This window comes from Nonomuraea maheshkhaliensis (genome assembly GCF_039529435.1).
Taxonomy (GTDB): domain Bacteria; phylum Actinomycetota; class Actinomycetes; order Streptosporangiales; family Streptosporangiaceae; genus Nonomuraea; species Nonomuraea maheshkhaliensis.
Genome location: NZ_BAAAMU010000036.1, coordinates 18,517 through 42,682, shown reverse-complemented (window position 1 = coordinate 42,682; position 24,166 = coordinate 18,517). Strand labels below are relative to the sequence as shown.

20 protein-coding genes and 1 pseudogene are annotated in these 24,166 nt (G+C 70.5%); 13 read left to right on the top strand and 8 right to left on the bottom strand.

Annotation, left to right across the window (positions count from 1 at the left end):
* Positions 1–227: 227 nt before the first annotated feature.
* Complete coding sequence (locus tag ABFX54_RS24265; RefSeq protein ID WP_346108307.1) at positions 228–3,290, top strand: CHAT domain-containing protein; 3,063 nt, start codon at positions 228–230, stop codon at positions 3,288–3,290.
* Positions 3,291–3,772: 482 nt separating this feature from the next.
* On the opposite strand, the gene ABFX54_RS24260 is transcribed toward ABFX54_RS24265, so the two are convergent.
* Positions 3,773–5,449 carry an acyl-CoA dehydrogenase family protein gene (locus ABFX54_RS24260; protein WP_346108305.1) on the bottom strand — a complete coding sequence of 559 codons (1,677 nt, stop codon included), beginning with the start codon at positions 5,447–5,449 and terminating at the stop codon, positions 3,773–3,775.
* Between the two features lie 30 nt (positions 5,450–5,479).
* Here ABFX54_RS24260 and ABFX54_RS24255 point away from each other — a divergent pair, with 30 nt between their 5' ends.
* Entirely contained in the window at positions 5,480–6,199 is a 720-nt protein-coding gene (locus ABFX54_RS24255; protein ID WP_346108303.1) for a PaaX family transcriptional regulator C-terminal domain-containing protein, read from the top strand.
* Between the two features lie 6 nt (positions 6,200–6,205).
* On the opposite strand, the gene ABFX54_RS24250 is transcribed toward ABFX54_RS24255, so the two are convergent.
* From ABFX54_RS24250 to ABFX54_RS24240, 3 genes are all read right to left on the bottom strand, one after another.
* Complete coding sequence (locus ABFX54_RS24250) at positions 6,206–7,192, bottom strand: hypothetical protein (RefSeq protein WP_346108302.1); 987 nt, start codon at positions 7,190–7,192, stop codon at positions 6,206–6,208.
* A gap of 106 nt (positions 7,193–7,298) precedes the next feature.
* Positions 7,299–8,696, bottom strand: a complete 1,398-nt coding sequence (locus ABFX54_RS24245) for a glutamate-cysteine ligase family protein (RefSeq protein WP_346108300.1) — start codon at positions 8,694–8,696, stop codon at positions 7,299–7,301.
* A 35-nt stretch (positions 8,697–8,731) separates the two neighbouring features.
* Complete coding sequence (locus ABFX54_RS24240; RefSeq protein ID WP_346108298.1) at positions 8,732–9,442, bottom strand: SDR family oxidoreductase; 711 nt, start codon at positions 9,440–9,442, stop codon at positions 8,732–8,734.
* A 102-nt stretch (positions 9,443–9,544) separates the two neighbouring features.
* Between ABFX54_RS24240 and ABFX54_RS24235 the strand changes: the two genes are divergently transcribed.
* On the top strand, positions 9,545–10,375 hold the full coding sequence (locus tag ABFX54_RS24235; RefSeq protein WP_346108297.1) for a helix-turn-helix transcriptional regulator: 831 nt from the start codon (positions 9,545–9,547) through the stop codon (positions 10,373–10,375).
* A gap of 1 nt (position 10,376) precedes the next feature.
* A complete protein-coding gene (locus ABFX54_RS24230) occupies positions 10,377–11,423 on the top strand; it encodes a zinc-dependent alcohol dehydrogenase family protein (RefSeq protein ID WP_346108296.1) in 1,047 nt (348 codons plus the stop codon).
* On the opposite strand, the gene ABFX54_RS24225 is transcribed toward ABFX54_RS24230, so the two are convergent.
* Positions 11,392–11,880, bottom strand: a complete 489-nt coding sequence (locus tag ABFX54_RS24225; RefSeq protein ID WP_346108295.1) for a carboxymuconolactone decarboxylase family protein — start codon at positions 11,878–11,880, stop codon at positions 11,392–11,394. The genes ABFX54_RS24230 and ABFX54_RS24225 overlap by 32 nt on opposite strands.
* Before the next feature lie 68 nt (positions 11,881–11,948).
* Here ABFX54_RS24225 and ABFX54_RS24220 point away from each other — a divergent pair, with 68 nt between their 5' ends.
* The 4 genes from ABFX54_RS24220 to ABFX54_RS24205 all read left to right on the top strand — a co-directional run bounded on the left by ABFX54_RS24220 (position 11,949) and on the right by ABFX54_RS24205 (position 15,828).
* Positions 11,949–12,917 (top strand): aldo/keto reductase, encoded by a 969-nt coding sequence (locus tag ABFX54_RS24220; RefSeq protein WP_346108293.1) that lies wholly within the window; start codon positions 11,949–11,951, stop codon positions 12,915–12,917.
* 51 nt (positions 12,918–12,968) lie between these two features.
* Entirely contained in the window at positions 12,969–14,648 is a 1,680-nt protein-coding gene (gene polX / locus ABFX54_RS24215) for a DNA polymerase/3'-5' exonuclease PolX (RefSeq protein WP_346108291.1), read from the top strand.
* Positions 14,649–14,824: 176 nt separating this feature from the next.
* Positions 14,825–15,313 (top strand): MarR family winged helix-turn-helix transcriptional regulator, encoded by a 489-nt coding sequence (locus ABFX54_RS24210; protein WP_346108289.1) that lies wholly within the window; start codon positions 14,825–14,827, stop codon positions 15,311–15,313.
* Positions 15,313–15,828 (top strand): tryptophan-rich sensory protein, encoded by a 516-nt coding sequence (locus tag ABFX54_RS24205; protein ID WP_346108287.1) that lies wholly within the window; start codon positions 15,313–15,315, stop codon positions 15,826–15,828. Before ABFX54_RS24210 ends, ABFX54_RS24205 begins: the two co-directional genes overlap by 1 nt.
* Before the next feature lie 129 nt (positions 15,829–15,957).
* On the opposite strand, the gene ABFX54_RS24200 is transcribed toward ABFX54_RS24205, so the two are convergent.
* Positions 15,958–16,383, bottom strand: a complete 426-nt coding sequence (locus ABFX54_RS24200; protein WP_346108286.1) for a YkvA family protein — start codon at positions 16,381–16,383, stop codon at positions 15,958–15,960.
* A 314-nt stretch (positions 16,384–16,697) separates the two neighbouring features.
* Between ABFX54_RS24200 and ABFX54_RS24195 the strand changes: the two genes are divergently transcribed.
* The 3 genes from ABFX54_RS24195 (at position 16,698) to ABFX54_RS24185 (ending at position 20,687) form a co-directional block, all read left to right on the top strand.
* Entirely contained in the window at positions 16,698–17,498 is an 801-nt protein-coding gene (locus tag ABFX54_RS24195; protein ID WP_346108284.1) for a hypothetical protein, read from the top strand.
* Between the two features lie 198 nt (positions 17,499–17,696).
* Positions 17,697–18,743, top strand: a complete 1,047-nt coding sequence (locus ABFX54_RS24190) for a sulfite oxidase (protein WP_346108283.1) — start codon at positions 17,697–17,699, stop codon at positions 18,741–18,743.
* Between the two features lie 141 nt (positions 18,744–18,884).
* On the top strand, positions 18,885–20,687 hold the full coding sequence (locus tag ABFX54_RS24185; protein ID WP_346108281.1) for a wax ester/triacylglycerol synthase domain-containing protein: 1,803 nt from the start codon (positions 18,885–18,887) through the stop codon (positions 20,685–20,687).
* 322 nt (positions 20,688–21,009) lie between these two features.
* Here ABFX54_RS24185 and ABFX54_RS24180 read toward each other — a convergent pair whose 3' ends face one another.
* On the bottom strand, positions 21,010–21,444 hold the full coding sequence (locus ABFX54_RS24180) for a helix-turn-helix domain-containing protein (RefSeq protein WP_346108280.1): 435 nt from the start codon (positions 21,442–21,444) through the stop codon (positions 21,010–21,012).
* Between the two features lie 145 nt (positions 21,445–21,589).
* On the opposite strand from ABFX54_RS24180, the pseudogene ABFX54_RS24175 reads away from it, so the two are divergent.
* Positions 21,590–21,922, top strand: a pseudogene (locus ABFX54_RS24175) (STAS domain-containing protein); the annotation flags it as partial.
* A gap of 251 nt (positions 21,923–22,173) precedes the next feature.
* Here ABFX54_RS24175 and ABFX54_RS24170 read toward each other — a convergent pair.
* Positions 22,174–23,103 (bottom strand): aldo/keto reductase, encoded by a 930-nt coding sequence (locus ABFX54_RS24170; RefSeq protein WP_346108279.1) that lies wholly within the window; start codon positions 23,101–23,103, stop codon positions 22,174–22,176.
* A gap of 36 nt (positions 23,104–23,139) precedes the next feature.
* Here ABFX54_RS24170 and ABFX54_RS24165 point away from each other — a divergent pair, with 36 nt between their 5' ends.
* The gene (locus ABFX54_RS24165) at positions 23,140–24,159 is read left to right on the top strand and encodes an alpha/beta hydrolase (protein ID WP_346108278.1); all 1,020 of its coding nucleotides are present in this window, start codon (positions 23,140–23,142) and stop codon (positions 24,157–24,159) included.
* Positions 24,160–24,166: the final 7 nt, after the last annotated feature.

Genomic DNA, 24,166 nt, shown 5'->3' with positions numbered 1-24,166 from the left:
AGGAGCGACGCGGGATCGTCCTACGCGCTGTACTCTGACGCCGCTTCGTCGACGGCGTCACCTACGCCTCCTGCACCCAGCACAGCGCGGAGCGCGCTTCCCCTGATCCCGAGGTGCGGACCGCCTTCGCCGGATTGTCCGGGCTTTCCAGGTGTTCGACGGCCGCTCGGATGGAAGCCTAGAGCAGAGCCGGGGTAGTGAAAGTGAAGAGCTCATGGGGAGTCGGGATGAGTAGACGTAACAGGGCTTTGGCCGCCCTTCGGCGGCGCCTGGAACAGACCGTGTCCCAGCAGAACGTACAGACACTGCTCAACGACGCCGCGCTGCGCGAGGCCAGTAAGCTCGCCCGTGTCATCGATGTGAACGCGGACATCGAAGCGGACCACGTGCTGGGGATATTCCACTGGCTGAGGTACCAGGCCCTGCCCATCGGCAGCGACAAGGAGGACCTTGACCGTGCAGTCTGGTACTTGGAGCCGGTCTACCGGGCTCAGCCCGAGGCAGTCCCCGAAGAACTGCACAGTGTCTACGAGCAGTTCGATCGGGAAGAGCAGGAACAACGGGCGTCTCAGGGTGGACTGGGCGGCAACGTTACGGCACTCCTCGAGGCCCTGATGGACAATGAGGGTGACGAGCATGAACAGGCTGCCCTCAGAGGTACCGCGCTGCTGCTCAGCTACCGGCAGAACGGCCAACTCCCGCTGCTGCGGGAGGCAGTGGACCTCTTCCGCAGCGCGGCCGCCGCCGTCCCTGACGATGATCCCGGCATGGCCACTCACCTGGCCAACCTCGGGGTTGCGTTACAGATGCTGTTCGAGCGGACCGGTGACACGGCCGTGCTGGCCGAGAAGGTGGCGTCTGGGCGCAAGGCGGTCGACGTTTCTCCTGCCGACGATCCCGAACTGGCAGGACGGCTGGACGACCTGGCCGAAGCGCTGCGGGAGTTGTCCGAGCGCACCGGCGACGCCAACCGGATGGCCGAGTCGGTAGACGTGGCACGGGCGGCGATCGCCGTCACTTCCAACGACCATCCCGACCGTCCCGCACGCCTGCTCCAGCTCGGGCTCGCGCTGCTGACTATCTTCGAGCGGACAGGTGACACTGACACACTGACCGAGTCGGTAGACCTTTCACGGCAGGCGGTGGCCGCAACACCCGAGAACGACACCGCCCTCGCAGCGCGGCTGTCCGGCCTCGGCATCACGCTGCTGCGACTGTACGAACGGACTGGTGAACTCGCCGTCCTTACCGAGGCGGTGCAGGCCGGGCGGGACGCGGTCGCCGCGACTCCCTCGGACCACGTCAAACGCGAGGTCATCGAATCCAACCTCGGCGTCGCTCTGTTCAGGCTCTTCGAGCGGACACAGGACAGCAACCATCTGGCCGAGGCGGTGCAAGCCGCGCGCGGGGCCCTCGCCGCCACGCCTGACCACCATCCCGCGCGCGCCAGGAACCTCACCCACCTCGCGATCGCCCTGCTGCAGCTCTCGGAGAGGACCGGCGATCCGGAGGGGCTGGCCGAAGCCATCCGGGTCGGCCGGGAGGCCGTGACCGTGAGCCGCGACGACGACCCGGATCTCTCCGGGCGGTTGACGAACCTCGGCGTCGCGCTCGAGGCATCCCTCGCCCTGGAGGAGAACGCCGAGCACCTGACGGAAGCCAGGCAGGCGTACCGGCGAGCGGGCAACAACACCGCCGCCGAGCCCATCGTCCGAATCATCGCCTTCCGGCAGTCCGCGCTCCTCGCCGGCCCCGACGACGCGGGCCGGCAGGAGGCGTTGACCGCGGTCGAAGAGGCCGTGGCGCTGCTGCCGCAGCTGACACCGCGCGCCCTGGCCCGGGGAGACCGGGAACACCGGTTGGAGGCTGTCGGCGCGCTGGCCGGAGTGGCCGCCGCGGTCTCCCTCGACGCGGGCCGCGCCGAGCGTGCGGCGGAGCTGCTGGAGGCAACCCGGGGAGTGCTCGTCGCCGACCTTGTCGACGCCCGCAGCAGCGACCTGGGCCAGCTGCGCTCGCGTGCCCCCGAACTGGCCGCGGCATTCGAGGACTTGCGGCATCGGCGGGAGGCACTTGACCGTCGCGACGCCGCGACCGCCGGGCGCGAGCTCACCGAGGCGCGCCGCGGCGCACAGGCCGAGTGGGCCCAACTGATCGGCCGAATCCGGGCCGTGGAGGGCTTCGCTGGATTCCTGGACACCCCGGACATCGGCGCGCTCACCGCCCAGGCAGCCGATGGGCCCATCGTCTACATCTTCGCCAACAGCGGGCAGCGCAGCGACGCAGTCATCCTCACCGGCGACCCCGGTCGGCCCGTTCGCACGGTCCGGCTCGGCCTGCTTACCGAGGAGGCGGCCGCCGCACAGGCCAACCGGCTACTGACCGCCTGCCGGGATACCGGCAACCCGGTGCTGCCCCTCGCGGCACGAATCACCGCACAGAAGACGATCCTCGACGTGCTGGCCTGGCTGTGGGACGTCGTCACCGAGCCGGTGCTGGCCGAGCTGGGCTACTTCGGCGCCGACCGGGACTGGCCGCGGGTATGGTGGTGCCCGGTCGGAGTCCTTGGTTACCTCCCACTGCACGCCGCCGGTCATCACGACGACCCATCGCGTACGGTGCTCGACCGGGTTGTCTCCTCGTACACCCCCACCGTGCGAGCCCTGGCCTACGCCCGCTCCCATCCGCCCCGCTCCGCCACCGGCACGGTCGTCATTGCCGTCCCCGACGCCCCCGGAACCCCGACGCTCAACGAAGTCGGCGCGGAGGCCGACACCGTGACGGCCTTCATTCCCGGCGCCCGGCGCCCGGCGCATCCTACCCGTGACCAGGTCCTCGCGGCTCTCGCCGCCTCCCCCATAGCCCACTTCGCCTGCCACGGCATTGCGAACTGGGCCGAGCCCGGCCGAAGCAGCCTGATCCTCTACGATCACCAGACTGCGCCGCTCACCGTCGCCGACATCAGCGCCCGCTACCTCAGCGGTGCCCTGGCCTACTTGTCCGCATGCGACACCACCGTCTCCAGTCCCACCCTCACCGACGAAGCCATCCACCTCACCGGCGCTTTCCACCTCGCCGGGTACCAGAGTGTCGTCGGCACCCTCTGGCCCATCGACGACCGAGCCGCCCACCAGCTCACCACCGATTTCTATCGTCACCTCACCCGCGACGGCACCGCCCCACCCGATACCGGCCGCACGGCCCACGCCCTGCACCAAGCCGTCCGTAACCAGCGCGCCCGCTATGGCGCGGCACCTACCCTGTGGGCGGCGTACACCCACACCGGCGTGTAGAGGAAGGCTGGGCGCAGTTCCTTGACCCTGCCGCCGTCTTCGACGAAGTCGTATGCACCGGAGCCCTCATTGCCCACCCGCGCGTGACGACTCGCGCGTTGCCAACTGAACGACGACCTCGTCGTGCGGCTAGGCGGCAGTGTGGCCTTGGGGTCTGTCCAGTAGACCGTACAGTCCCCGTGGCCTCGGTGCGATCTGCATGTTGTGCCCGAGCTGGGAGGAGAACGAGCACCTTGCGCGGGCGTTCCGCCGCGACGCCATGCGTCTTGATGCCGTTCTGCGATCCCTGCCCGGACCGCAACCACCTGACCTGCCAGAGGCGGCGTAGCCCGCTCGAGCGGCTTGGCACTACCCAGGCCGACCGCCTCTCCAAATGGTGACTCCAAGCAGTCAAAATCCTTTCCGTCTGCGCCCCACGTCCACACCGCGCTACTTTTCTGGCGGTACAGCGGCGGAACGGGGCCAGATTTGATGATCCAATCTCAGTTCGCGAAGGCTCCCGATACAAGAGCATCAAAATGCTCCAGGTCCTCCGCCGGGCGGTCGATCCCGCGCAGCGGGCCCTGGTCGGCCAGGTGGGCCTCGGCGTACAGGCGGGCCACCAGGGACTTGCGCCCGTCGTCGAGCCCCCACGTGGCCTGGTCCTCCAGCAGCGCGGCGGCGTAGACGTCGGCCATGAACTGCGCCAGCGGATAGAGCCGCTCCTCCGCCACCGAGTGCTCCAGCGCGGACCACGCCTCGATCGCCTTGGTCAGGTCGTCCACGCGCCCGCGCACCAGGTCGGAGGTGGCCAGCGCGCGCAGGTGGTCGAGGAAGGGCAGGTGGGCGCGTTCCTTGAGCATGGCGCGGCGCACGTCGAGGCAGAGGATGTTGTCGCCGCCCTCCCAGATCGGGTTGACCTGGGCGTCGCGCAGCAGCCGGGCCACCGGCCACTGCTCGATGTAGCCGTTGCCTCCGTGCACCTCGATGGCGTCGCTGGCCGCGGTCACGCCGAGCCGGGCGGTGCGCAGCTTGATCAGGGCGGGGGCCAGGCGCAGCCGGGGCCCGACGTGGCCGTCGAACACCAGCGCCTGCGCCGCCTCGACCTCGACGATCAGCTCGCCCAGCCGGCGCCGCATGAGCGGCTGTTCGATCAGCGGCCTGCCGAACGCCTCGCGCGAGCGGGCGTAGCAGATCGCCTCGACCAGGGCGCGCCTGGCCACGCCGAGGCCCATCATGGCCACGCCGAGCCGGGAGGCGTTGGTGAGCTTCATCATGGTGCCGAGGCCCGAACCCTCGCCGGAGCCGGTTCCTGCCAGCAGGAACGCCTCCGCCCGCTCGAACTCCACCTCGGCAGAGGCGACCGACCTGGTGCCGAGCTTGTCCTTGAGCCGGCGGATGCGCACGCCGTTGCGGCTGCCGTCGCGCCGCTCCCACAGGACGAGGAACGGCGCCACGGCCCCGCCCGGCATCCTGGCCAGCACCACGAACGCCGAGCCGTTGGCGTTGGAGGCGAACCACTTGAACCCGGACAACAGCCACGCGTCGCCCGCGGGCACCGCCTCGGTCTCCAGCGCGGCCAGGTCGGACCCGCCGCTGCGCTCGGTGAACATCTGAGCGGCCTCGCCGGAGTAGTAGCCGCTGGCGAAGATCTCCCGCACCCGATCGCGTACGTCCTCGGGCGCGTGCTTCTCGGCGAGGGAGACCACCATGTCCCCGCCCGTGCCGAGCGCGCAGCCCATGCCGATGTCGGCCTGATCGAGCAGGTACGTCCACGCGGCGCCGAGCGCGGCCGGATCGGCCCCGTGCGCCCTGGCCTGCGCGGCGAAGGAGGGCGAGGTGAAGTTCGCGCCCATCAGGGCCTGCCGGGCGGTGTGGAACGACGGCGGCATGACGACCTGGCTGATGTCCCTGCCCCACTTGTCGTACTTCTCCAGCCGCGGCGGGTTCCTGTCGGTCTCCTCGGCGCACTCGGCGACGAGCCCGCCCGTCAGCTCGCCCAGCGCGTCGAGGTGCGGCTCGGCCCAGGCGAGCCCGTCGCCCAGGTGGCGCCGCATGAGCAGGCGCAGGGTGGGGTCGCAGCGCCACCAGTTGCGACCGGCCGCGCCCTGGTAGCGCTCGGTGGCGTAGCGGTCGCTGCGCTCGCCGCGGTCGAAAGCTTCGATGAGATACCGGCCCATACCGCGAGTGTTACATATACTCGACACGCGATGGAAGAGCGTAATACCACACTGAGCGCGCGTTCCGCGGTGCTGAGCGCGCTGCTCGGCAGTCACCCGCCCCGCCTGCCGGCGCGCCACCTGGTGCGCATCGGCGCGCTGTTCGGCATCGCCGAGGGCACGGTCAGGGTGGCGTTGTCACGCATGCTGGCCGCGGGCGACCTGCTGCAATCCGACGGCCAGTACACGCTGTCGCAGCGGCTGGTCGAGCGTCAGGCCAGGCAGGACGAGAGCCGCGACCCGCACCCGAAGCCGTGGGACGGCACGTGGGAGGTGGCCGTGGTCACCGCGGAGCGCCGGGCTCCGGCCGAGCGGGCCGCGTTCCGGCACGCGATGCTCGCGCTGCGCCTGGCCGAACTGCGCGAGGGCACCTGGATGCGCCCGGCGAACCTGGCGCGGGCCTGGCCGGAGATCGTCACGGCGCAGTGCACGCTGATCGACGGCCGCCCGCACGACGACCCCACGCCCCTGCTGTGGGACCTGGACGGCTGGGCGAGCGAGGCACGCCGGCTGGAACGCGCACTCGGCCGGGCCGAGGGGCTGGCCGAGGGGTTCCTCGTCTCGGCCGCGGTGCTGCGCCACCTGCTGGCCGACCCGCTCCTGCCGCGCGAACTGCTGCCGGACGGCTGGCCCGGTGCCGAGCTGCGGGCGGTCTACGACGACTTCGACCGCCGTTACCGCGAGGTCCTGCGCCACCACCTCGACGGCTGAGAGCCTTCAGAGGCTCACGCCGAAGATCGTGCGCTTGTTCCTGAACTCGGTGACGCTCCACAACTTGCTCTCCTGCACGGCCAGGTCTTCAGGACCGATCGGGAACGGCCTGGTGCGCAGGGTCTGGCCCTCGTAGACGAGCAGTTTGCCGTTGGTGGTGGCGTTGGCCGCCTGGCTCAGGTACCACTTCCCGCCCCGTGACGTGGCTCCCTGGATCTTGGGGTGGCCCATGACGAAGGCGTCGACCGGCGCGCCGCCCGCCAGGTCGAGGTCCCAGCGCCCCACCCAGCCGCCGGGGTCGTTCTCCCGGTACTCGCCGCTGATGAGGCGCGGCGTGGCGCCGCTGCGGTCGATCGAGACGAACGAGAAGCGCGGCCCGGCCTGCGCCACCTTCCAGAAGTCGGTCTGGGGGATGACGTAGCGGTAGCCGAAGGCGTGCAGCTTGCCCCCGTGCCTGCCGACGCGCTGCGGGTCGCCCAGGTCGTTCTGGACCGTACGCAGGTCGAGCACGTTGTTCAGGTCGAAGACGCGCAGGCCGCGCGTGGTGTCGGCGACGTAGAGCAGGTCGCCGTGGCAGGCGATGCCGCCCGCGTGGATGTCGATCGGCCCGTACGCCCCGTCCGGCTTGGCCTGCACCAGCAGCGCGTGCCGGTACTTGAGCGTGCGCGGGCTGACGAACGACAGCCTGATGCCGCGTTCGCCGGCCTCCGGCTTGAAGTACCAGCTCACCAGGAACGACGGCACCCCCATCCCGCCGGAGTCATCGCTGCCGGTCAGGCCCTGGGGGTACCAGTCGGCGCTCTGCTGGTCGCCGTCGTCGAAGGAGTACCACTCGGCCGGTCTGGGGTTCATCGAGCCCATCGTCGCGCTCGCGCCCTTGCGTCTCATCGCCCGGTTGGCCGCCGCGAGCACCGCTTCGACGGAGGTGCTCCCGATATCGCTCGCCAGCTTGGCCGCCCCATCCGCCAGGTCGCCCGTCGCCCGATTCAGCACAAAGGCTGCCTTGTCGGTAGGAACCATGCCCGATGCCGCCATATCTTCCTCACCTTTTTCCGTCTCTTGACCAGTCTGACGGAAAAAGGGCGACCAAGGTTTGCGATCACTTCCACAAATGCACAGGAGAACCTGTCAGAGCCAGCTCCCGATAGCGCCGCACGAGCCGCCCGCGGTCGCCGCCGAACCGCTCCAGCGCCTCCCGCTGCCAGACCGACCCGGTCCGCCGCGTACGGGTGCGCTGCGCGATCACGCCCAGCGCCCGGTCCGCGTCGCCCGGCGTCACCCCGGCTCCGAGCAGCCCTTCCCGCGCCTCGGGCAGCAGCGACAGCACCAGCTCCGCCGCGTCGAACTCGCCCTCCCTGCCGGGCCAGGCCAGCTTGGCGTCCAGTCCGTGCATGGCCGCGCGATAGAAGTTCTGGTACGCCTGCGCGAACTGGTAGCCGGTCAGGTCCCGCTCCGCCTGCGACAACGTCAGCCCCAGCAGGAAGGCCGTGTTCGCCGCCATGTCCGCGCACGAGGGCCCCGCGGGCAGCGCCCGCATCTCGATCCGCAGGTGGCCGCCGTCGGCGGGGTCGTAGACGGGGCGGTTCCACTGCCAGATCGTGCCCTGGTGCAGCCGGAGCTCCGGCACCTCGTGCGGCCGCGCGTCCTCGGTGAGGTCGGGCAGGATCGGGTCGTAGTCCTTCACGTAGCGTTCGAACAACTCGTGGGCGCCCTCGTACACCCAGTCGGAGCCGAACGTCACCCGCCCGTCCCTGCGCTCGAGCCGCTGCACGTCACGGTCGTCGGCGGCCTCCTCCATCAGCGCGATCCGCGTCTCCTCCCACAACGACCGGCCCAGGAAGAACGGCGAGTTGCCGCACGCCGCCAGCACCGGCCCGATGGCCAGCTGCGCGGCGTTGAACATCCGGGCGAAACGCTCAGGAGGCGTGCGTACGTGCACCTGCCACGAGGTGTTGGCGCTTTCGAGGATCACGTCCTCGACCGACAGCTCCAGATCCTCGATCTTGACCAGGAACGGCTCCAGTCGCAGCCGCCTGACGCCCCTGCTCATGGCCCGGTAGCGGTTCTGGTCGCTCATCGCGCCCCGCGTGAAGTCCTCGGTGTCGAGCGTGGGCAGGATGCCGATGGGCACCGCTCCCCCGTCCGCCACCGCCGCGTCCACCCTGGCGATCGTCTCCTGCACCTCGCCGCTCAGCGTCTCGAAGGGCCTGCCCGCCAGGGGTGTGGGGGTCAGGTTCACCTCGATGTTGAAGCGGCCCAGCTCCAGCACGACGCGGGGGTCGCCGAGGGCCTCGCGCACCTGGCTGTTGCGCGGCAGGGGCCGGCCCTCCTCGTCGACCAGGAACAGTTCGAGCTCGGCCCCGATCGTGGTCGGGCCCTGGCCGAAGCCCGGGGTGTCGAGCAGTTCGCGCAGCACCCCGAGCTGCTCGTGGATGCGGTCAGCGAAGCGGGCGTACTCCGCCTCGGTGAAGCGCTCCTTATCCAGATCTCTTCCCATCACCCCCCTCTGTCCTTTTTCCCGTTCTTGACACATCACCAGGCGACCACGCCGTCCTCGTACACATGGGTCCCTGTGGGCCCGTCCGCGTCGATGGTCGCGAACCGTACGACGACCGCCGCGCCCTGCTCCGGCGTGAGCACACCCGTGTTCTCGTTCAGGTCGGTGGCGCAGTAGCCGGGGGAGACGGCGTTCACCTTGATCGGGGTGTCCTCCAGCTCCTTGGCGTAGCAGACGGTGATCATGTTGAGCGCGGTCTTGGAGGAGTTGTAGGGCAGGTGGTTGAACGAACGGAAGGGGGTGGCCGGGTCCACCGCGATGGCCAGCGAGCCGAGCTCGCTCGACAGGTTCACGATCCGGCCGGACGCGGACCGGCGCAGCAGCGGCAGCATGGCGTTGGTCACGGTGACGACGCCGAACACGTTCGTCTCGTAGACCTCCTTGACCTGCGCGGTCGTGAGCGCGCTGGGCTGCAGCGCGGTCATCCCGCCGCCGATCCCGGCGTTGTTGACCAGGATGTCGAGCCGGCCGTACTCGGCCTCGACCCACTTCGCGGCGGCGGTCACGCTCGCCTCGTCGGTCACGTCGAGGTGGACGTACGGCAGCCCGAGCCGCCCGGCCGCGGCCCGGCCGCGTTCCTCGTCGCGCGCCGCCACGACGGCGGTGACGCCCTGCCCGGCCAGCAGCCGCGCGGTCTCGTATCCGATTCCCTTGTTGGCACCCGTGATGAGAGCGATTTTCGTCATGTCTCCACGTTCGCCCAGGTCAGGGCTCTAGGAGGAGAGGCCTGGGGAGGCTGGTATCAACGGTGCCACCCTCGCCGCCGTCCCATCACGGAGGATGGAGCCATGAACCGCGACGAACTGGCCGAATTCCTGCGCGCCCGGCGCGCCCGCGTCACGCCCGCCGACGTGGGGCTGCCGGGCGGGGACCGCCGCCGCACGCCCGGCCTGCGCCGGCAGGAGGTCGCGCAGCTCGCGGGCATGTCGATCGACTACTACATCCGCCTGGAGCAGGCCAGGGGCCCGCACCCCTCGCGGCAGGTGCTCGGCGCGCTGGCCAGAGCGCTGCTGCTGAGCCAGGACGAGCGCACGCACCTGTTCCACCTGGCGGGCCAGCCGCTCGAACCCGCGCGCATCAGGGACGACGTGCCGACGAGCGTCATGCACCTGATCACGTTCCTGGAGGAGGTGCCCGCGTACGTCGTGAACGCCCGCGGCGACATCCGCGCCTGGAACCCCATGGCCGACGCCCTCATGGGCGGACTGAACGCCCTGCCGCCCGAGCAGCTCAACGTCATCCGCTGGGTCTTCCTGTCCCCCCAGATCGCCGAGCACCTCAGCGACGAGGAGAAGGGCCGCTTCGCCCGAGCCTCGGTCGCCGACCTGCGCGTCTCCGCCGGCCGCTACCCCGGCGACCGCGCGCTCCAGGAGCTCGTGGCCGAGATGCACGCGCTCAGCCCGGAGTTCGCCGAGCTGTGGGCCCAGCACGACGTGGAGATCCGCCGCGAACAGCGCAAGCAGATCATCCATCCGGCGGTCGGCGTCATCGACACGATCTGCCAGGTCATGCTCGTGCCCGACCGCGACGACCTGCGTCTCGTGCTCTACACCACCGAACCCGGCTCGCCGTCGCACCGGGCCTTGCGCGAGCTGCGGCAATTGACTCTAAGCTCATGAGATGCGAGCGGTTGCCTTTGACATCTTCGGTGGAGAGCTCGACGTGCGCGAGCTGCCCGATCCTTCCCCGTCCCCGCACGGGGCGGTGATCAGGGTCGAGGCGACCGGCCTGTGCCGGTCCGACTGGCACGGCTGGCAGGGCCACGACTCCGACATCAAGGTCCTGCCGCACGTTCCCGGGCACGAGCTGGCCGGCGTCGTCGAGGCGGTCGGCTCCGACGTGCGCGGCTGGCTGCCAGGAGCGCGCGTGACCGTGCCGTTCATCTGCGCCTGCGGCACCTGTCCCTCCTGCGCCACCGGCGAGCAGCAGGTCTGCGAGCGGCAGACGCAGCCCGGCTTCACCCACTGGGGCTCCTTCGCCGACTACGTCGCCATCGACCACGCCGACGTCAACCTGATCGCCGTCCCCGAGGACATGGCGTACGCCACCGCCGCCGGGCTCGGCTGCCGCTTCGCCACCGCCTTCCGCGCCGTGGCGCAGGTCGGCGAGGTGCGTCCCGGCGAATGGGTGGCCGTGCACGGGTGCGGCGGCGTGGGCCTGTCGGCCGTCATGATCGCCACGGCGGCCGGCGCGCGGGTGGTCGCGGTCGACATCAGCACCGACGCGCTCCACCTGGCCGAGCTGGCCGGCGCCACCCACTTCGTCAACGGCTCGGCCGGAGACGCCGCCGCCCAGGTCAGAGAGCTGACCAGGGGTGGGGCCCACGTGTCGATCGACGCGCTGGGCAGTCCGCAGACCTGCGCGGCCTCGGTCGAGAGCCTGCGCCGCCGGGGGCGTCACGTGCAGGTCGGGCTGCTGCCTGGCGGCGCGACGCCGGTGCCGATGGACCGGGTGATCGGCCACGAGCTGCGGCTGCTGGGCAGCCACGGCATGGCCGCGCACGCGTACCCGCCGATGCTGGAGATGATCAGGGCCGGGATCCTCCACCCCGACCAGCTCGTCACCCGCACGATCGGGCTCGCCGACGCCGGCAAGGCGCTGGCCTCGATCGGCTCGGTGCCGGGCGTCACGATGATCACTCCTCGGAGCGCACCCGGAGCGTCCTGACCACCAGCGCCAGCGCGGTGTGATGGACCACGAGCAGCACCAGCTCGATCCTGCCCGCCTCGTCGTAGCGGTCGCACAGCGCCGCCCACGTCGCGTCGGTCAGGTCGCCGGCGTAGTGCAGGTCGTCGGCCACCTGGAGGACGAGCTGGTCCTCGACCGACCACAGGGCGTCGGGCCGGCGTACCAGCTCGATCTCCAGGGCCGACAGGCCCTTTTCCCTGGCCCGCCGGGCGTGGCGGTTCCACTCGTACTCGCTGCCGGAGTGGTGGGCCGTGCGCAGGACGGCCAGCTCGCGATCGCGGTCGGGCAGCGTGCCGTCCTGGAGCGCGGCGTCGAAGCGGCGCCAGGGTTCGTACAGGAGCGGGTGCCTGGCCAGGGTGGCGAACACGTTGTACGGGCTGGACTTCGTGAAGTCGTCCCGTTCCCCGGGGGGAAGGGGCCGCACGCGGGGCTTCATGGTCGCCAGCATCTCCCGAGCGGACGCCCCCGGCCAGCCGCCGGATTCGTCCTCATAAGGTGTGCACCATGGACTACACGCGACTCGGTGACACAGGTTTGAAGGTCTCGCGGATCTGCCTCGGCATGATGAGCTACGGCGACCCCGCGAAACAGGACTGGGCGCTGCCGCGGCAGGACGCCGAGCCCCTCGTCCGCAGGGCGGCCGAGGCCGGCGTGACGTTCTTCGACACCGCCGACGTCTACAGCGCGGGCGCGAGCGAGGTCGTGACCGGCGAGACGCTGCGGGAGGTCTTCCCGCGCCGCGAGGACTACGTGCTGGCCACCAAGGTGTACTTCCCGATGGGCCGGGGCGCCAACGACCGCGGGCTGTCGCGCAAGCACATCCACGCCGCCATCGACGCCTCGCTCAAGCGGCTCGGCACCGACTACGTGGACCTCTACCAGATCCACCGCTGGGACGACGAGACGCCCATCGAGGAGACCATGGAGGCGCTGCACGACGTGGTCAGGGCCGGCAAGGCCCGCTACCTGGGCGCTTCGAGCATGTGGGGCTGGCAGTTCGCCAAGGCGCAGCACGTGGCGCAGGTCAACGGCTGGACGAGGTTCGTCTCGATGCAGCCCCACTACAACCTGCTCTACCGCGAGGAGGAGCGCGAGATGCTGCCGCTCTGCGCCGACCAGGGCGTGGGCGTGATCCCGTGGAGCCCGCTGGCGCGCGGCGTGCTGGCCAGGGCGGGCTCCCCCGCCGCGACGACCAGGACGGGGTCGGACGGGCGCATCGACTACCTGTACGACCCGGAGAACGATCAGCAGATCGTCGACCGCGTCGCCAAGGTGGCCGCCGACCGGGCGCTGCCCGCCGCGCGGATCGCGCTGGCCTGGGTGCTGCACCGGCCCGGCATCACGGCGCCGATCGTGGGGGCCACGAAGGAGCGGCACGTGGACGACGCGGTGGCGGCCGTTTCGGTGTCGCTGACGCAGGAGGAGATCTCCTTCCTGGAGGCGCCGTACCGGGCGCGCGAGGTGCGCTTCTGACCCGGGCCCGTCAGGGATCATTTGTCGGAGCGGGCCCCTAAGGTATGGGTCATGCGGGCAAATGAGGAGGCGGCGGCGGCGCTGCAGGAATACGCGGAGCTGTTCGCGCTCTGCGGCGGCGACGCCTTCCGGGTTCGGAGCTATCAGAAGGCGGCCAAGGCGATCGCCGGGTTCCCCGACGACATCTCGGTCGTCGACGTGCGCGGCGTCCCCGGCGTGGGCGAGGCGATCGCCAAGAAGATGGAGGAGTTCCTGCAGCGCGGGAGCTTCCGCCAGCTCGACGACCTGCGCGGCCGTGTGCCCGACGGCGTGCGGCGGCTGACCAGGGTGCCCTCGCTCGGCCCCAAGACGGCGATCATGCTGTTCGAGGACTACGGCATCGACTCGACCGCGGCGCTGAGCGAGGCGATCACCTCCGGCCGCCTCGACGGGGTCAAGGGCCTCGGCCCGAAGACCCTGGCCAACCTGCTCAAGGGCATCGAGCAGCTGGAGCAGTCGGGCCGCCGGGTCCACATCGGCGTCGCCATGTCCCTGGCCGAGCAGGTGATGGGGTCGCTGAAGGCCGAGCGCATCGCCTACGCGGGCTCGCTGCGGCGGATGAAGGACACGATCGGCGACATCGACATCCTCGCCGTGGCGCCCGAGTCCATCATGGACGACTTCCGCGCCCAGCCCTACGTCGCCGAGGTCATCGCCTCCGGCGACAAGAAGACCTCGATCCGCACCACGTCCGGCATGCAGGTCGACCTGCGGGTGGTGCCCGCCGGTTCGTGGGGCGCGGCGATGCAGTACTTCACCGGCTCCAAGGAGCACAACGTCGCCATCAGGGAGATGGCGGTCAAGAAGGGCTGGAAGCTGTCCGAGTACGGGCTCTTCGAGGGCGACCGGGTGATCGCCGCCGAGTCCGAGGAGGACATCTACGAGGCGCTCGGCATGCGGTTCGTGCCGCCGCCGATGCGCGAGGACGGCGGCGAGGTCAAGGCGGCGCTGGCCGGATCGCTACCGGTCTTGGTGGAGCTGGCCGACCTCAAGGGCGACCTGCACACCCACACCGACCTGACCGACGGCATCGCCTCGCTGGAGGACATGGTCGCCGCCGGCGCCGCCCGCGGCTACTCCTACTACGCGGTCACCGACCACGCGCCCGACCTGGCCATGCAGCGGATGACCCTGGACAAGGCGCTGGAGCAGCGGGCCAGGGTGGCCGAGTTGCAGGCGCGCCACCCCGGCATGCGCCTGCTGCACGGCAGCGAGCTCAACATCGCTCCCGACGGCTCGGTCGACTGGCCGGGCGAGATCCTGCGGGAGTTCGACGTCTGCGTGGCCTCGGTCCACTCCCACTTCGGCATGCCGCGCGACGAGATGACCCGCCGCTTCATCGCCGCCTGCGAGAATCCGTACGTCGACATCATCGGCCACCCCACGACCCGCAAGATCGGCAAGCGCGAGCCGGTGGACGCCGACTGGGAGGCCGTCTTCCGCGCCGCCGCCAGGACCGGCACCGCCATGGAGATCGACTCCTACCCCGACCGCTCCGACCTGCCCGCCGACCTGGTGCGGCTGGCCAAGCACCATGGGGTGAAGTTTTCGATCGACAGCGACTCGCACGCGATCCCGCACCTGGCGAACCAGCGGTTCGGGGTGGGGATCGCGCAGCGGGCCTGGCTGACCACGGACGACGTGATCAACACCTGGCCGCTGGAGCGGCTGCTGGCCTTCCTCGGCCGCTGACGCAGCCGGCCGCGAGCGGCCTCTCCGCCGCCGGCGTCCTGGGGCACGGGCTTCTTGGGCACGGGCTTCTGGGGCACGGGCTTCTGGGGCGTCGGCGCATGTGCGGGCTCGCCGCCGCCATGTCTTCACGCGCCCGTTGACGTTGCGCCCTCAATAACGTTAATCTTAATAACGTTATGAGATTTAACGACAATGCGTTCGGTGGCGACCTGGGCGAGGGTCCCCCCGAGGAGCTGGCGCGCTCGACCGGTTTCCTGCTGTCGTGGGTCGCCGCCAGAGCCGGTGAGCAGTACGAGGAGGTGCTGGCCGAGATAGGACTCAAGGCGCTTCACCTCGGTGTGCTGACGCAGCTCCAGAGCGGCCCGCTGGTCCAGTCGCGGCTCAGCGAGCGGCTGAGTGTGTTCAAACCCGTGATGGTGACGCTGGTCAACGAACTGGAGGCCATGGGCCTGGCAGAGCGGCGTCCCCACCCGCGCGACCGGCGTGCCGTGGAGGTGCACCTTCTGCCGGCGGGCGTGCGGAAGATCCGGGACGCCGAACAGGTCAGCGAACGCATCTCGGGCGAGTTCTTCGGCCCGCTGACGCCTGAGGAACGGCAGACCCTGCACGCCCTGCTCGCCAAGCTCGCCGGCGGCGCGGCCACCGGCAGCCGGAAGGAACCTTGATGAACGCCTCGGCCGACACCCGCACCCACGAGCCAGGCGCGGCTCGCTCGCGTTTCTGGCCGGTCGGGCTGCTCTTCGTCCTCGTTCCCGTGCTCATCGGGCAGATTCCCGGCGCACTCGCCTTCGCGCTCAACCCCGAGGTCGCCACCGATCTCGGGATGACCCAGATCCCCGTGCCCGCGGGGGTCTTCATCGCGGTCTGGCTCGTGATCAAAGCCGGCATGGGAATCGCGGCCTGGCAGCTCTGGCGCCGGGCACCACGCGGAAGCGACGTCACCGTACCCCTGACCGTGCTGATCGCCGGCTATCTGCAGACCGCCCTCTTCTGGCTGGCCGACGGCCTGCGCTCCGTCGCCGTCACCGATGCGACCGGCCTCCTGCTCGCCGCCGCCACCGTGGTGGTGTTCTTCCGCTACTCGGCCTCTGCGGCTCGCTGGCTGCTGCCCTGGCTGTTCTGGATGCCGATCACGCTGGCCATCAAGATCGCGGCGATCGCCGGCCTCTTCTCCGCGTAACGGGCCCTGTGGTCCGGTCGACATCGTCCGCCGAAGTCGTGGCGGCGCTGCGGGCACCGTGCTTGCCCGGGGTGATGAAGGCGAAGGCGAGGGCGGCTCCGACGGCGCCGTGCGGGGCGGCCGGCGCCGTCACGGGAGGCGGCGTTTGTGCAGGCCCGTGAGTCGTACCAAGGCCGCGAGCCCGTCCGCGCTCCCCGGCCAATGACGTTCCACCACCGCCGGCCCCGCCTTCCGTACGACCGACCGCAGCACGGCTGCGACCACGATGGCGTCGTCGGCGTACCCGAGGACGGGGATGAAGTCGGGGATCAGGTCGATCGGAGAGGCGAGATAGACCAGCAGCAGCCACAGCCGGACCCGTACGCCGCGAGGAAGTGCCCGGTCGGCGGCCAGCCGCCGGACGAGTCGCAACATGTCGGGCAGGAGCCGGAGCGACTCCCGCAACAGACCGCCACGGGGCCGCACGGCGACGAGCGCGACCACCAGCGCCGCCCACGTCGCGACCAGCGCGACCGCCGCACCGATCACCAGGTCCCACCACCACGTCCCGGTCACGTTCCTCCTCGTCCGGCACACCCATTCGCCACCCATCCGGCCTGGTCCGACCCATCATCCGACCTCGTCGGCAACCCGCGTCCGGCCTCGCAGGGACAGCCCCGTCCGACAGCCCCGTCCGACGGGCCCGTCGGACGGCGGCCTGGCGTCGCGCAGCACACCGTCGCGCAGGACCCCGGAGAGCAGGACCCCAGAAGCAGGCACAGCCGCCCTCTCAACCGTCAGCATGACAACCCGTGGGCTGATGCGCCCGGCCCCGCCATACGAAATAGTGTTCCCACCACCCACCCTCGCCCAAGGAGATCCCGAGCAAGATGCACCGGCCCCTGCGGATGAAGTCGCGCAAGCTGTGGGCGCGGCTCCTCGCGATTCTGGCAGCGCTGCTCGTGACCGCCGTCGCCGGGGTGGCCCTGGCCTTCCCGTCCCTGGCTTCGACGTTCTGCCCCGGCTGCTACGGCCTGACGGAGCTGGAGGAGTCCGTCTACACCGAAGCCGGCCTGTCCGGCGCGCGGCAGGCGCAGGTGAGACAGACGGTCCAGCAGGCCCGCCGCCTCGTCGCCGGCTTCTACGGCACCCGGCGCAGCTCTCCCACCGTGCTCGCCTGCCTGACCGAGAGCTGCTACAAGCGCATCGGCGGCGGCGGGGAGCGCGGCATAGCGGTGCTCAACCGATCGGTACTGCTCTCCCCCAAGGGCATAGACCCGGTGATCGCCGCGCACGAGATGTCCCACGTCGAGCTGCACACCCGCCTCACGTCCGGAGCCGAAGTCCCGCAGTGGTTCGACGAGGGCCTCGCGGTGGTGGTCGCCGACGACCCCCGCTACCTCGCCCCGAAGCCAGCCTCGGGGACGGCCCTGAAGACGGCCCCGGAGACGGCCCCGCAGACCGCCCCGCAGATGACCTCCGGCCGCTGCTTGGTGGCACCTTCGACTCCGCTCCCTCAGACACTCGACGAGTGGCTGAACGCCGCGTCCAAGGACGTGACGATGTATGCGAAATCCGCCTGCCAGGTGAGCCGCTGGCTGGCAGCCAACAATGGCCGCAAGGGCCTCCTCACGCTGATCGACAACCTCAACGCCGGTCGCCCGTTCCCGTTGTCCGCCAATCCGGCCTGACCCTGCCGACCGACCGTGGCGGGGTTGGCCCGGGCCCGGAGCCGGGTAGAGGCTGCGGGACGGCTCGGACGGCCCGGATCCCTGTTGGAACGTTCCCGTACAGCTGAGACAGGTTTCGGCAATGGGGTCGCCACCACGCAGGGCGAGGAGATTAAATGGTTTCCAGGTAGGAAATAGGTATAACGAGGTGATGCTCTCATGAAGCAAGCCACGGCGGCGATCATCAAGCCGTTGCCCGACCACCTGTTCAGGGTCCACGGCAACAGCGCGGAGATGCGCTGGGAGTCGATGGCGGGACTGGGGTACCACACCCCGAACGACCGGTTCTTCGTGCGCAATCACACCTTCACCCCGCTCATCGACGCCACCACCTGGCGACTGAACGTCCATGGGGCCGGCGTACGCCGTCCGCGCGCGTTCAGCTACGAAGAGCTGCGGGAGATGCCGTCCCGCACGTACGACGTGGCGATCGAATGTGCGGGCAACGGGCGGCGCTTCTACCGGACCCAGCAGCACGACGGAGCACCCGGCACCCAGTGGGGGCTCGGCGCGATCGGGGTCGCCCGGTGGCGGGGCGTCCCGCTGCGCCATCTCCTCGACGAAGTGGGCGCGCTGCCCGGCGCGGTCGACGTGCTGCCCACCGGGCTCGACGCGCCGTTCGAGGACCACGGCCATGTCCGCAGGCCGCTCCCCCTCGACAAGGCCATGCGCGACGTGCTCGTCGCCTATGAGATGAACGGCGAACCACTGCCGCCCGATCATGGATTTCCGGTGCGACTGGTGGTGCCGGGATGGGTGGGAATAGCGTCGATAAAATGGCTCGGCGACATAGAAGTTTCAACAACAGAGCTCTTCACACCATGGAACTCGGTCTTTTACCCGGACGTCACCACCCAGCCGGTCAAGAGCGCATTCGAGCTCGAATGGAACGCGCGCCTGCCCATCGGGAGCCCACGCGTCCTGCGCGGCCGCTCCTGGTCGGGACGCGGCCGGATCGTACGCGTGGAGGTCAGCCTCGACGGCGGACTGACCTGGCGCCAGGCGGAACACCACGGACAACACCTGGTCAGCGCCTGGCTGCCCTGGCACGTCGAATGGGCTCCGCAGCGTACGGGCACGCGACTGCTCATGGCGCGCGCCACCGACGAGACCGGCGCCACCCAGCCCCTCACCATCCCGCGCCATCCGTTCGGCTACCACTTCGACGCCGTCGTCCAACATCCCATTCATGTCGTCAATGGATAGGAAATTCTCACCCATCCGAGCTGAGCTGGCGATTCACGAAAGGCTGGTTCGGCGCACCTGAATTCATCTGAAAGACTCGCGCAGAAACCTTCCGGAAATCCCCTTGTGTGAAGCTGCCCACATCAAGGGAAAGGAGAGCCGATGCGCCAGCTGACCGCACTCGACGCCCAGTTCCTCAATGTCGAGACGACCACGACCGCCGCGCACGTGGCCGGTCTCGCGCTGCTCGACTCGGCTGACGGCTCGGTCAACAGAGCCGCCCTGGCGGAGCTGCTGCTGGACCGCCTCCACCTCTCCCCCGCGCTCAGCCTGCGCCTGGTGGAGGTGCCCCTGGGACTCGACCACCCGTACTGGGCGGCCGATCCCGACTTCGACCTCGCCAACCACCTGTTCGAAACCAGGCTGCCCGAGCCCGGAGACGACTGGCGGCTCGCCGACACCGTGGCCGAACTCCACGCCCGCCGGCTCGACCGTGCGCATCCGCTGTGGGAGATGCACCTGATCACCGGCCTGACGGACGGAAAGGTAGCCGTCTACACGAAGGTGCACCACGCCGCCATCGACGGCGTCTCAGGCGCCGAGACCCTCGCCACTCTCCTCGACCTGACCCCCGACGGCCACCTCACCCGCCGGCACATCCCCACGACGACAACGACCCCACGGCCGCAGCGCCCCGCCCACCCTCGGACTCAACACCCCGCCAACCCTCAAACCCTGCCCTCCCCCCAACCTCCCAGTGACCTCTCTCCCGCGAACCGGCGCACCGACACCCACCCGACCGCCGCCGACCCCCCCGCCGGCATCCACCCCTCAGGCCACCCCGCAGGCCACTCCGCTCCACCCGCCGACGCCCGTCCCATCAGCTCCGAGTCGCCGGCCGGCGCGGAGCCCGCAGTCCTCGCGGGCCCGTCCTCCGAGGTGGGCGCTACGGGCGGCGGGTCGACGGGTGGTTCTCCGTCACCCGAGGACGGCCCGCCGGGGATGATCAAGATGCTGGCCGGAGCCGCCGTCCGTGGCGTGACCCATCCCGTACGCGCCCTCCAGTCGGCCGTCAGAGCGGCGGAAGATCTGGACGCCATCCCTGTGGCCGCGAGTCTCCCCGGCGCGAAGCTGATCGCCAAGGCCGCGCGGGTGGTCGCCGGCGACGGGCACCACCGTCCCGGCCTGCCCAGCCTCGCCGTCCCGCGGACCCCGTTCAACGGCCCCATCAGCGCCCGCCGCCACCTCTCCTTCGGCTCGCTGTCGCTCAAGGACGTCAAGAACGTCGCCAAGGCCAACGGCGTGAGCGTCAACGACGTCGTCATGACCCTGTGCACGTCGGCCCTGCGTTCGTGGTTGCGCGAGCGGGACGCGCTGCCCGAGACGCCGCTGATCGTGGCCGTGCCGGTGGCGGTACGGCGGGCCGAGGCGAAAGACCTGGCCGGCAACCAGATCTCCACCATGGTGGCGCCCCTGCCCACGAACATCGCGGACGCCAAAGAGCGGCTGCAGGCCGTCGGGAACGCCATGGGCCAGGCCAAGCGGCGGTTCGCACGGGCGCCGGCCACCTGGCTGAGCGAGCTGTGCTCGGTGCTGCCCGCCCCGGTCACCAGCCTGGCCACGCCGGCGATCTTCCGGCTGGCGGGGATGGCCTTCCCGCCGATCAACCTCATCATCAGCAACGTCCCCGGCCCGCAGTTCCCGCTCTATCTGTGCGGCGGCAGGGTTCTGTCCTACTACCCGCTGTCGGTGCTCACCGACATGAGCGGCGGCCTCAACATCACCTGCTTCTCGTACGACGGCATGCTCGACTTCGGCATCGTGGCCTGCCCCGAGCGCGTGAACGACGTTTGGGGCCTGCTGGCGCACCTGCGTACGGCGCTCGATGAGCTGTTGGACGAGCGAGTGAGCGATGAGTTCCGCGACGGCGCCGAGGTCGCGCTGGTGACCGGTCAGCCGGCATAGGACTCCCGCGGGTGAAGGCAGGACGGCGGCGAACCCGGCGTCTCGGATCACGGGTGACCACCCCGGCCGCCTCCACCACCACCGTCACTTCCCACCTGACAGCCTTGCCATGGGGCGTCCCCGCTGACACCTCCCGTCCTGCTCACGGCGACCGTCTCGCTCGGGTGCGCGCTCCCAATCTGAACGACCCCGCCCTGATCCGGCCAGAGCCCGTCCTGGGCAACGAGGCCGGGGCCGGGATGTCCGCAGAGGCGGGATCTCGGGCGAAGGGAGAATGTCAGGCGGAGTTCCCGAGCCAGGCCGAGGTGCCGGGCTGAGCGGACTAGTGTTCTGGGCCGGCTACCTGGTCGGCTACGCGGCCGATGCGGGCGAGGCGGGCCAGGGCGGGGCGGGAGAGGACCTCGCCGATGTCGTGCAGGGCGATGATCAGCTCCTCGACCCCGTCGAGCGGCATGTCCGGCTCTCTGCTCAGCAGGATCCCCCGGTAGTCCTCGCGGGAGACGGCGCCGCCGGGCAGTTCGATCCCGACGTCCTCGGCGCGGAACAGCACCTGGACCGAGGTGTCGAGGACCAGGGCGAGGGCGGTCAGCTCGGCCGCCGTGAAGGCGCGCTGGCCGCGCTCTGCCTGGTGCACGGCCTGGCGGCTCCATGGCCTGTCCAGGTAGCGGCCCAGCGCCTCGCCCAGCTCGGTCAGCGACATCCGGCGTTCCGCCCGCAGCCGCGCGAGCTGCCGCCCGATCGCCTCTTCTACCCGCATCCCCTCGTCCCCTCACGCCTACCTGTCATTCTGCACGATGACACCGACAGCCGGTCATTGACGGAAGGGCGCTCGCGACAGTACTGTAAATCTACAGAGTTCCCCGTCAATGTAGTCAATGACACGACTGATGGTGAGGCGAGACATGCAGGACATCGTCATCGAGGTGGTCGGACCGGTCGGCGACTGCGCCGTGCTCAAGATCGCCGGCGAGGTCGACGTGTTCACCGCTCCCAAGCTGCGCGAGCAGGTGGTGGACCTGGCGGCCAAGGGCGTCGTGCATCTCGTCGCCGACCTCAGCGCGGTGGAGTTCCTCGACTCGACCGGACTCGGGGTCCTCGTCGGCGGGCTCAAGCGGCTGCGTACGCACGAGGGGTCGCTGGCGCTCGTCATGACCACGGACCGCATCTCGCGCATCTTCAAGATCACCGGACTCACGGCGGTGTTCGCCTCCCACAGCTCCGTGCAGGAGGCGATCGCGGCCGACGCCCACTGGACGCGGGTCATCGAGCGCGAGGCGGGCAGCGTCGACGAGTGGTGCCGTCAGCACGACCTCGTCGCCGCCTGACCTCTGCCCTCGTTCCTGTCGGCATGGCCTCGCCGCCACCCGACCTTCGCGTCCGCCGGCCCGGCTCTTGGTCGTCGCTGGTGACGTCGCCGCAACGTGCCCTCGATGGCGGGCGACGGATGGCGGGCTGCCGGGCACGGCGAGTTGCCCGGCAGGGCGGGTCAGGGGCGGGAGGCCTCGTCCAGGAGGGTGAGTTCCTCTTCGCTCAGCGTCAGCTCCGCCGCAGCCAGCAAAGGCCGCAGCTGCTCCACGTTGCGCGCGCTCGCGATCGGTGCCGTGATCGTCGGCTGGGCGGCGAGCCAGGCCAGGGCCACCGAGGCCGGCGCGTCCCCGCGTTCCCCCGCGAGCCGGACGAGAGCTTCCAGCGCCCTGGGCCCGTGCGCGGTCTCCAGGTGGCGGGAGGCCGTCCCCGCCCGCGGGCTGTCCACGTTCGCCCCCGGCGTGTACTTGCCGGTCAGGAAGCCGCGGGCCAGCCCTGAGTACGGCGTGCTGGCCAGACCCTCCGTGGCCACGACCTCGCGCAGCTCGCCCTCGTAGGCACGCTCGACCAGGTTGTACGGCTGCTGCAACGCCACATACCGGGCCAGCCCCTCCTCGCCGGAGATCTTGAGGGCTTCGGCCAGGCGCGGCGCGTCGTAGTTGGAGGCGCCCACCTGGCGCACCTTGCCCTCGCGGATCAGCGTGTCGAACGTGGACAGCGTCTCCACCAGCGGCGTGTCCCGGTCGTCCACGTGCGCCCAGTACAGGTCGATGTAGTCGGTACGCAGCCGCCGCAGCGAGCTCTCGACCGCCGTCCTGATCGTGGCCGGCGCCAGCCCCTTGTGCCCCTCCAGCATGCCGACCTTGGTGGCCAGCACGATGGAGTCGCGGTTGCGGCGCTCGGCCAGCCACTCGCCGATGATCGTCTCCGAGGTGGACTCCCCCGTCGCCCAGTACGGGTAGGCGTCCGCCGTGTCGAGGAAGTTGCCGCCGCCTTCGACGTAGGCGTCGAGGACGGCGAACGAGGTCTCCTTGTCGGCGGTCCAGCCGAAGACATTGGTGCCGAGCGATATCGGGAAAACGGACAGGCCGGTAGTGCCCAGTGATCTCATCCCGCTATTATCCGCGCACCCTGGTTGGGAGGCTCGATGCGGCCCCGCTTACGTGGATGCCTGGTCGGCGTGGTGGTCGCGGGCGGGCTGTTCCTGGTCGTGGCCGGCGGCTTGTTCCTGGCGGGCGTGGTGACGATCCTGCCGGGGGCTCACGAGGAGCCCCGCCCGTCCACGAACGAGACCGGGACCGGCGCAGAGGGCCCGGCGGTGGGGTCCGCGGAGAGCCCGGTGGAGGTCGTGGCGGAGCGGCGGCTCGACGAGCGCAGGATGGAGCTGACGATCAGGTCGGACGCCCTCGGCACCACCACGGGCGTACGCCTGCTGCTCCCGCGCGGCTGGGAGTCGCGTACCGGCTGGCCGGTGCTGTGGCTGCTGCACGGCGGGCTGGACGACCACACGTCCTGGACCGCGCGGACCGACGTCGAAGCGATCACCCGCGACACGGGCGTGCTCGTGGTGATGCCGGACGGCGGCCGCTGCGGCAGCTACTCCGACTGGTGGAACGGCGGCGCGGGCGGCCCGCCGCGCTGGAGGTCGTACCACCTCGACGAGCTGCTGCCACTGCTGGAGTCCCGCTACCGGGCGGGCGGCCGGCGCGCCGTCGCGGGCTACTCGATGGGCGGTCAGGGCGCCATGCTGTACGCGGCCGAGGGCCGGTTCGAGGCGGCGGCCTCGTTCAGCGGCGCGCTGCACATCCTGGCGCCGGGCGTCCCGCAGGCCGTGATGGCGGGGACCACGATCGGCTGCTTCGGCACGGACTGGAAGCGCGTCTGGGGCGACCCGGAGGCGCAGCGGGAGGTCTGGCGCGCGCACAACCCCTACGACCTGGCCGGGCGGTTGAAGGGCGTCGAGCTGTACGTGTCCGCCGGGCAGGGCGACCTGGTCGAGGACCTGGCGAACCGGGCTGCCAGGTCGTTCGCCGGTCGGCTGGAGGAGCTGGACATCCCGGTACGCACCCACTTCTACCGGGGCGGGCATCGGCACGTGTACTGGCAGCGGGAGCTGCACCGGGTCTATCCGCGGCTCATGAACGCGATCGGGGCAAAGCCGTCATGACTCGACC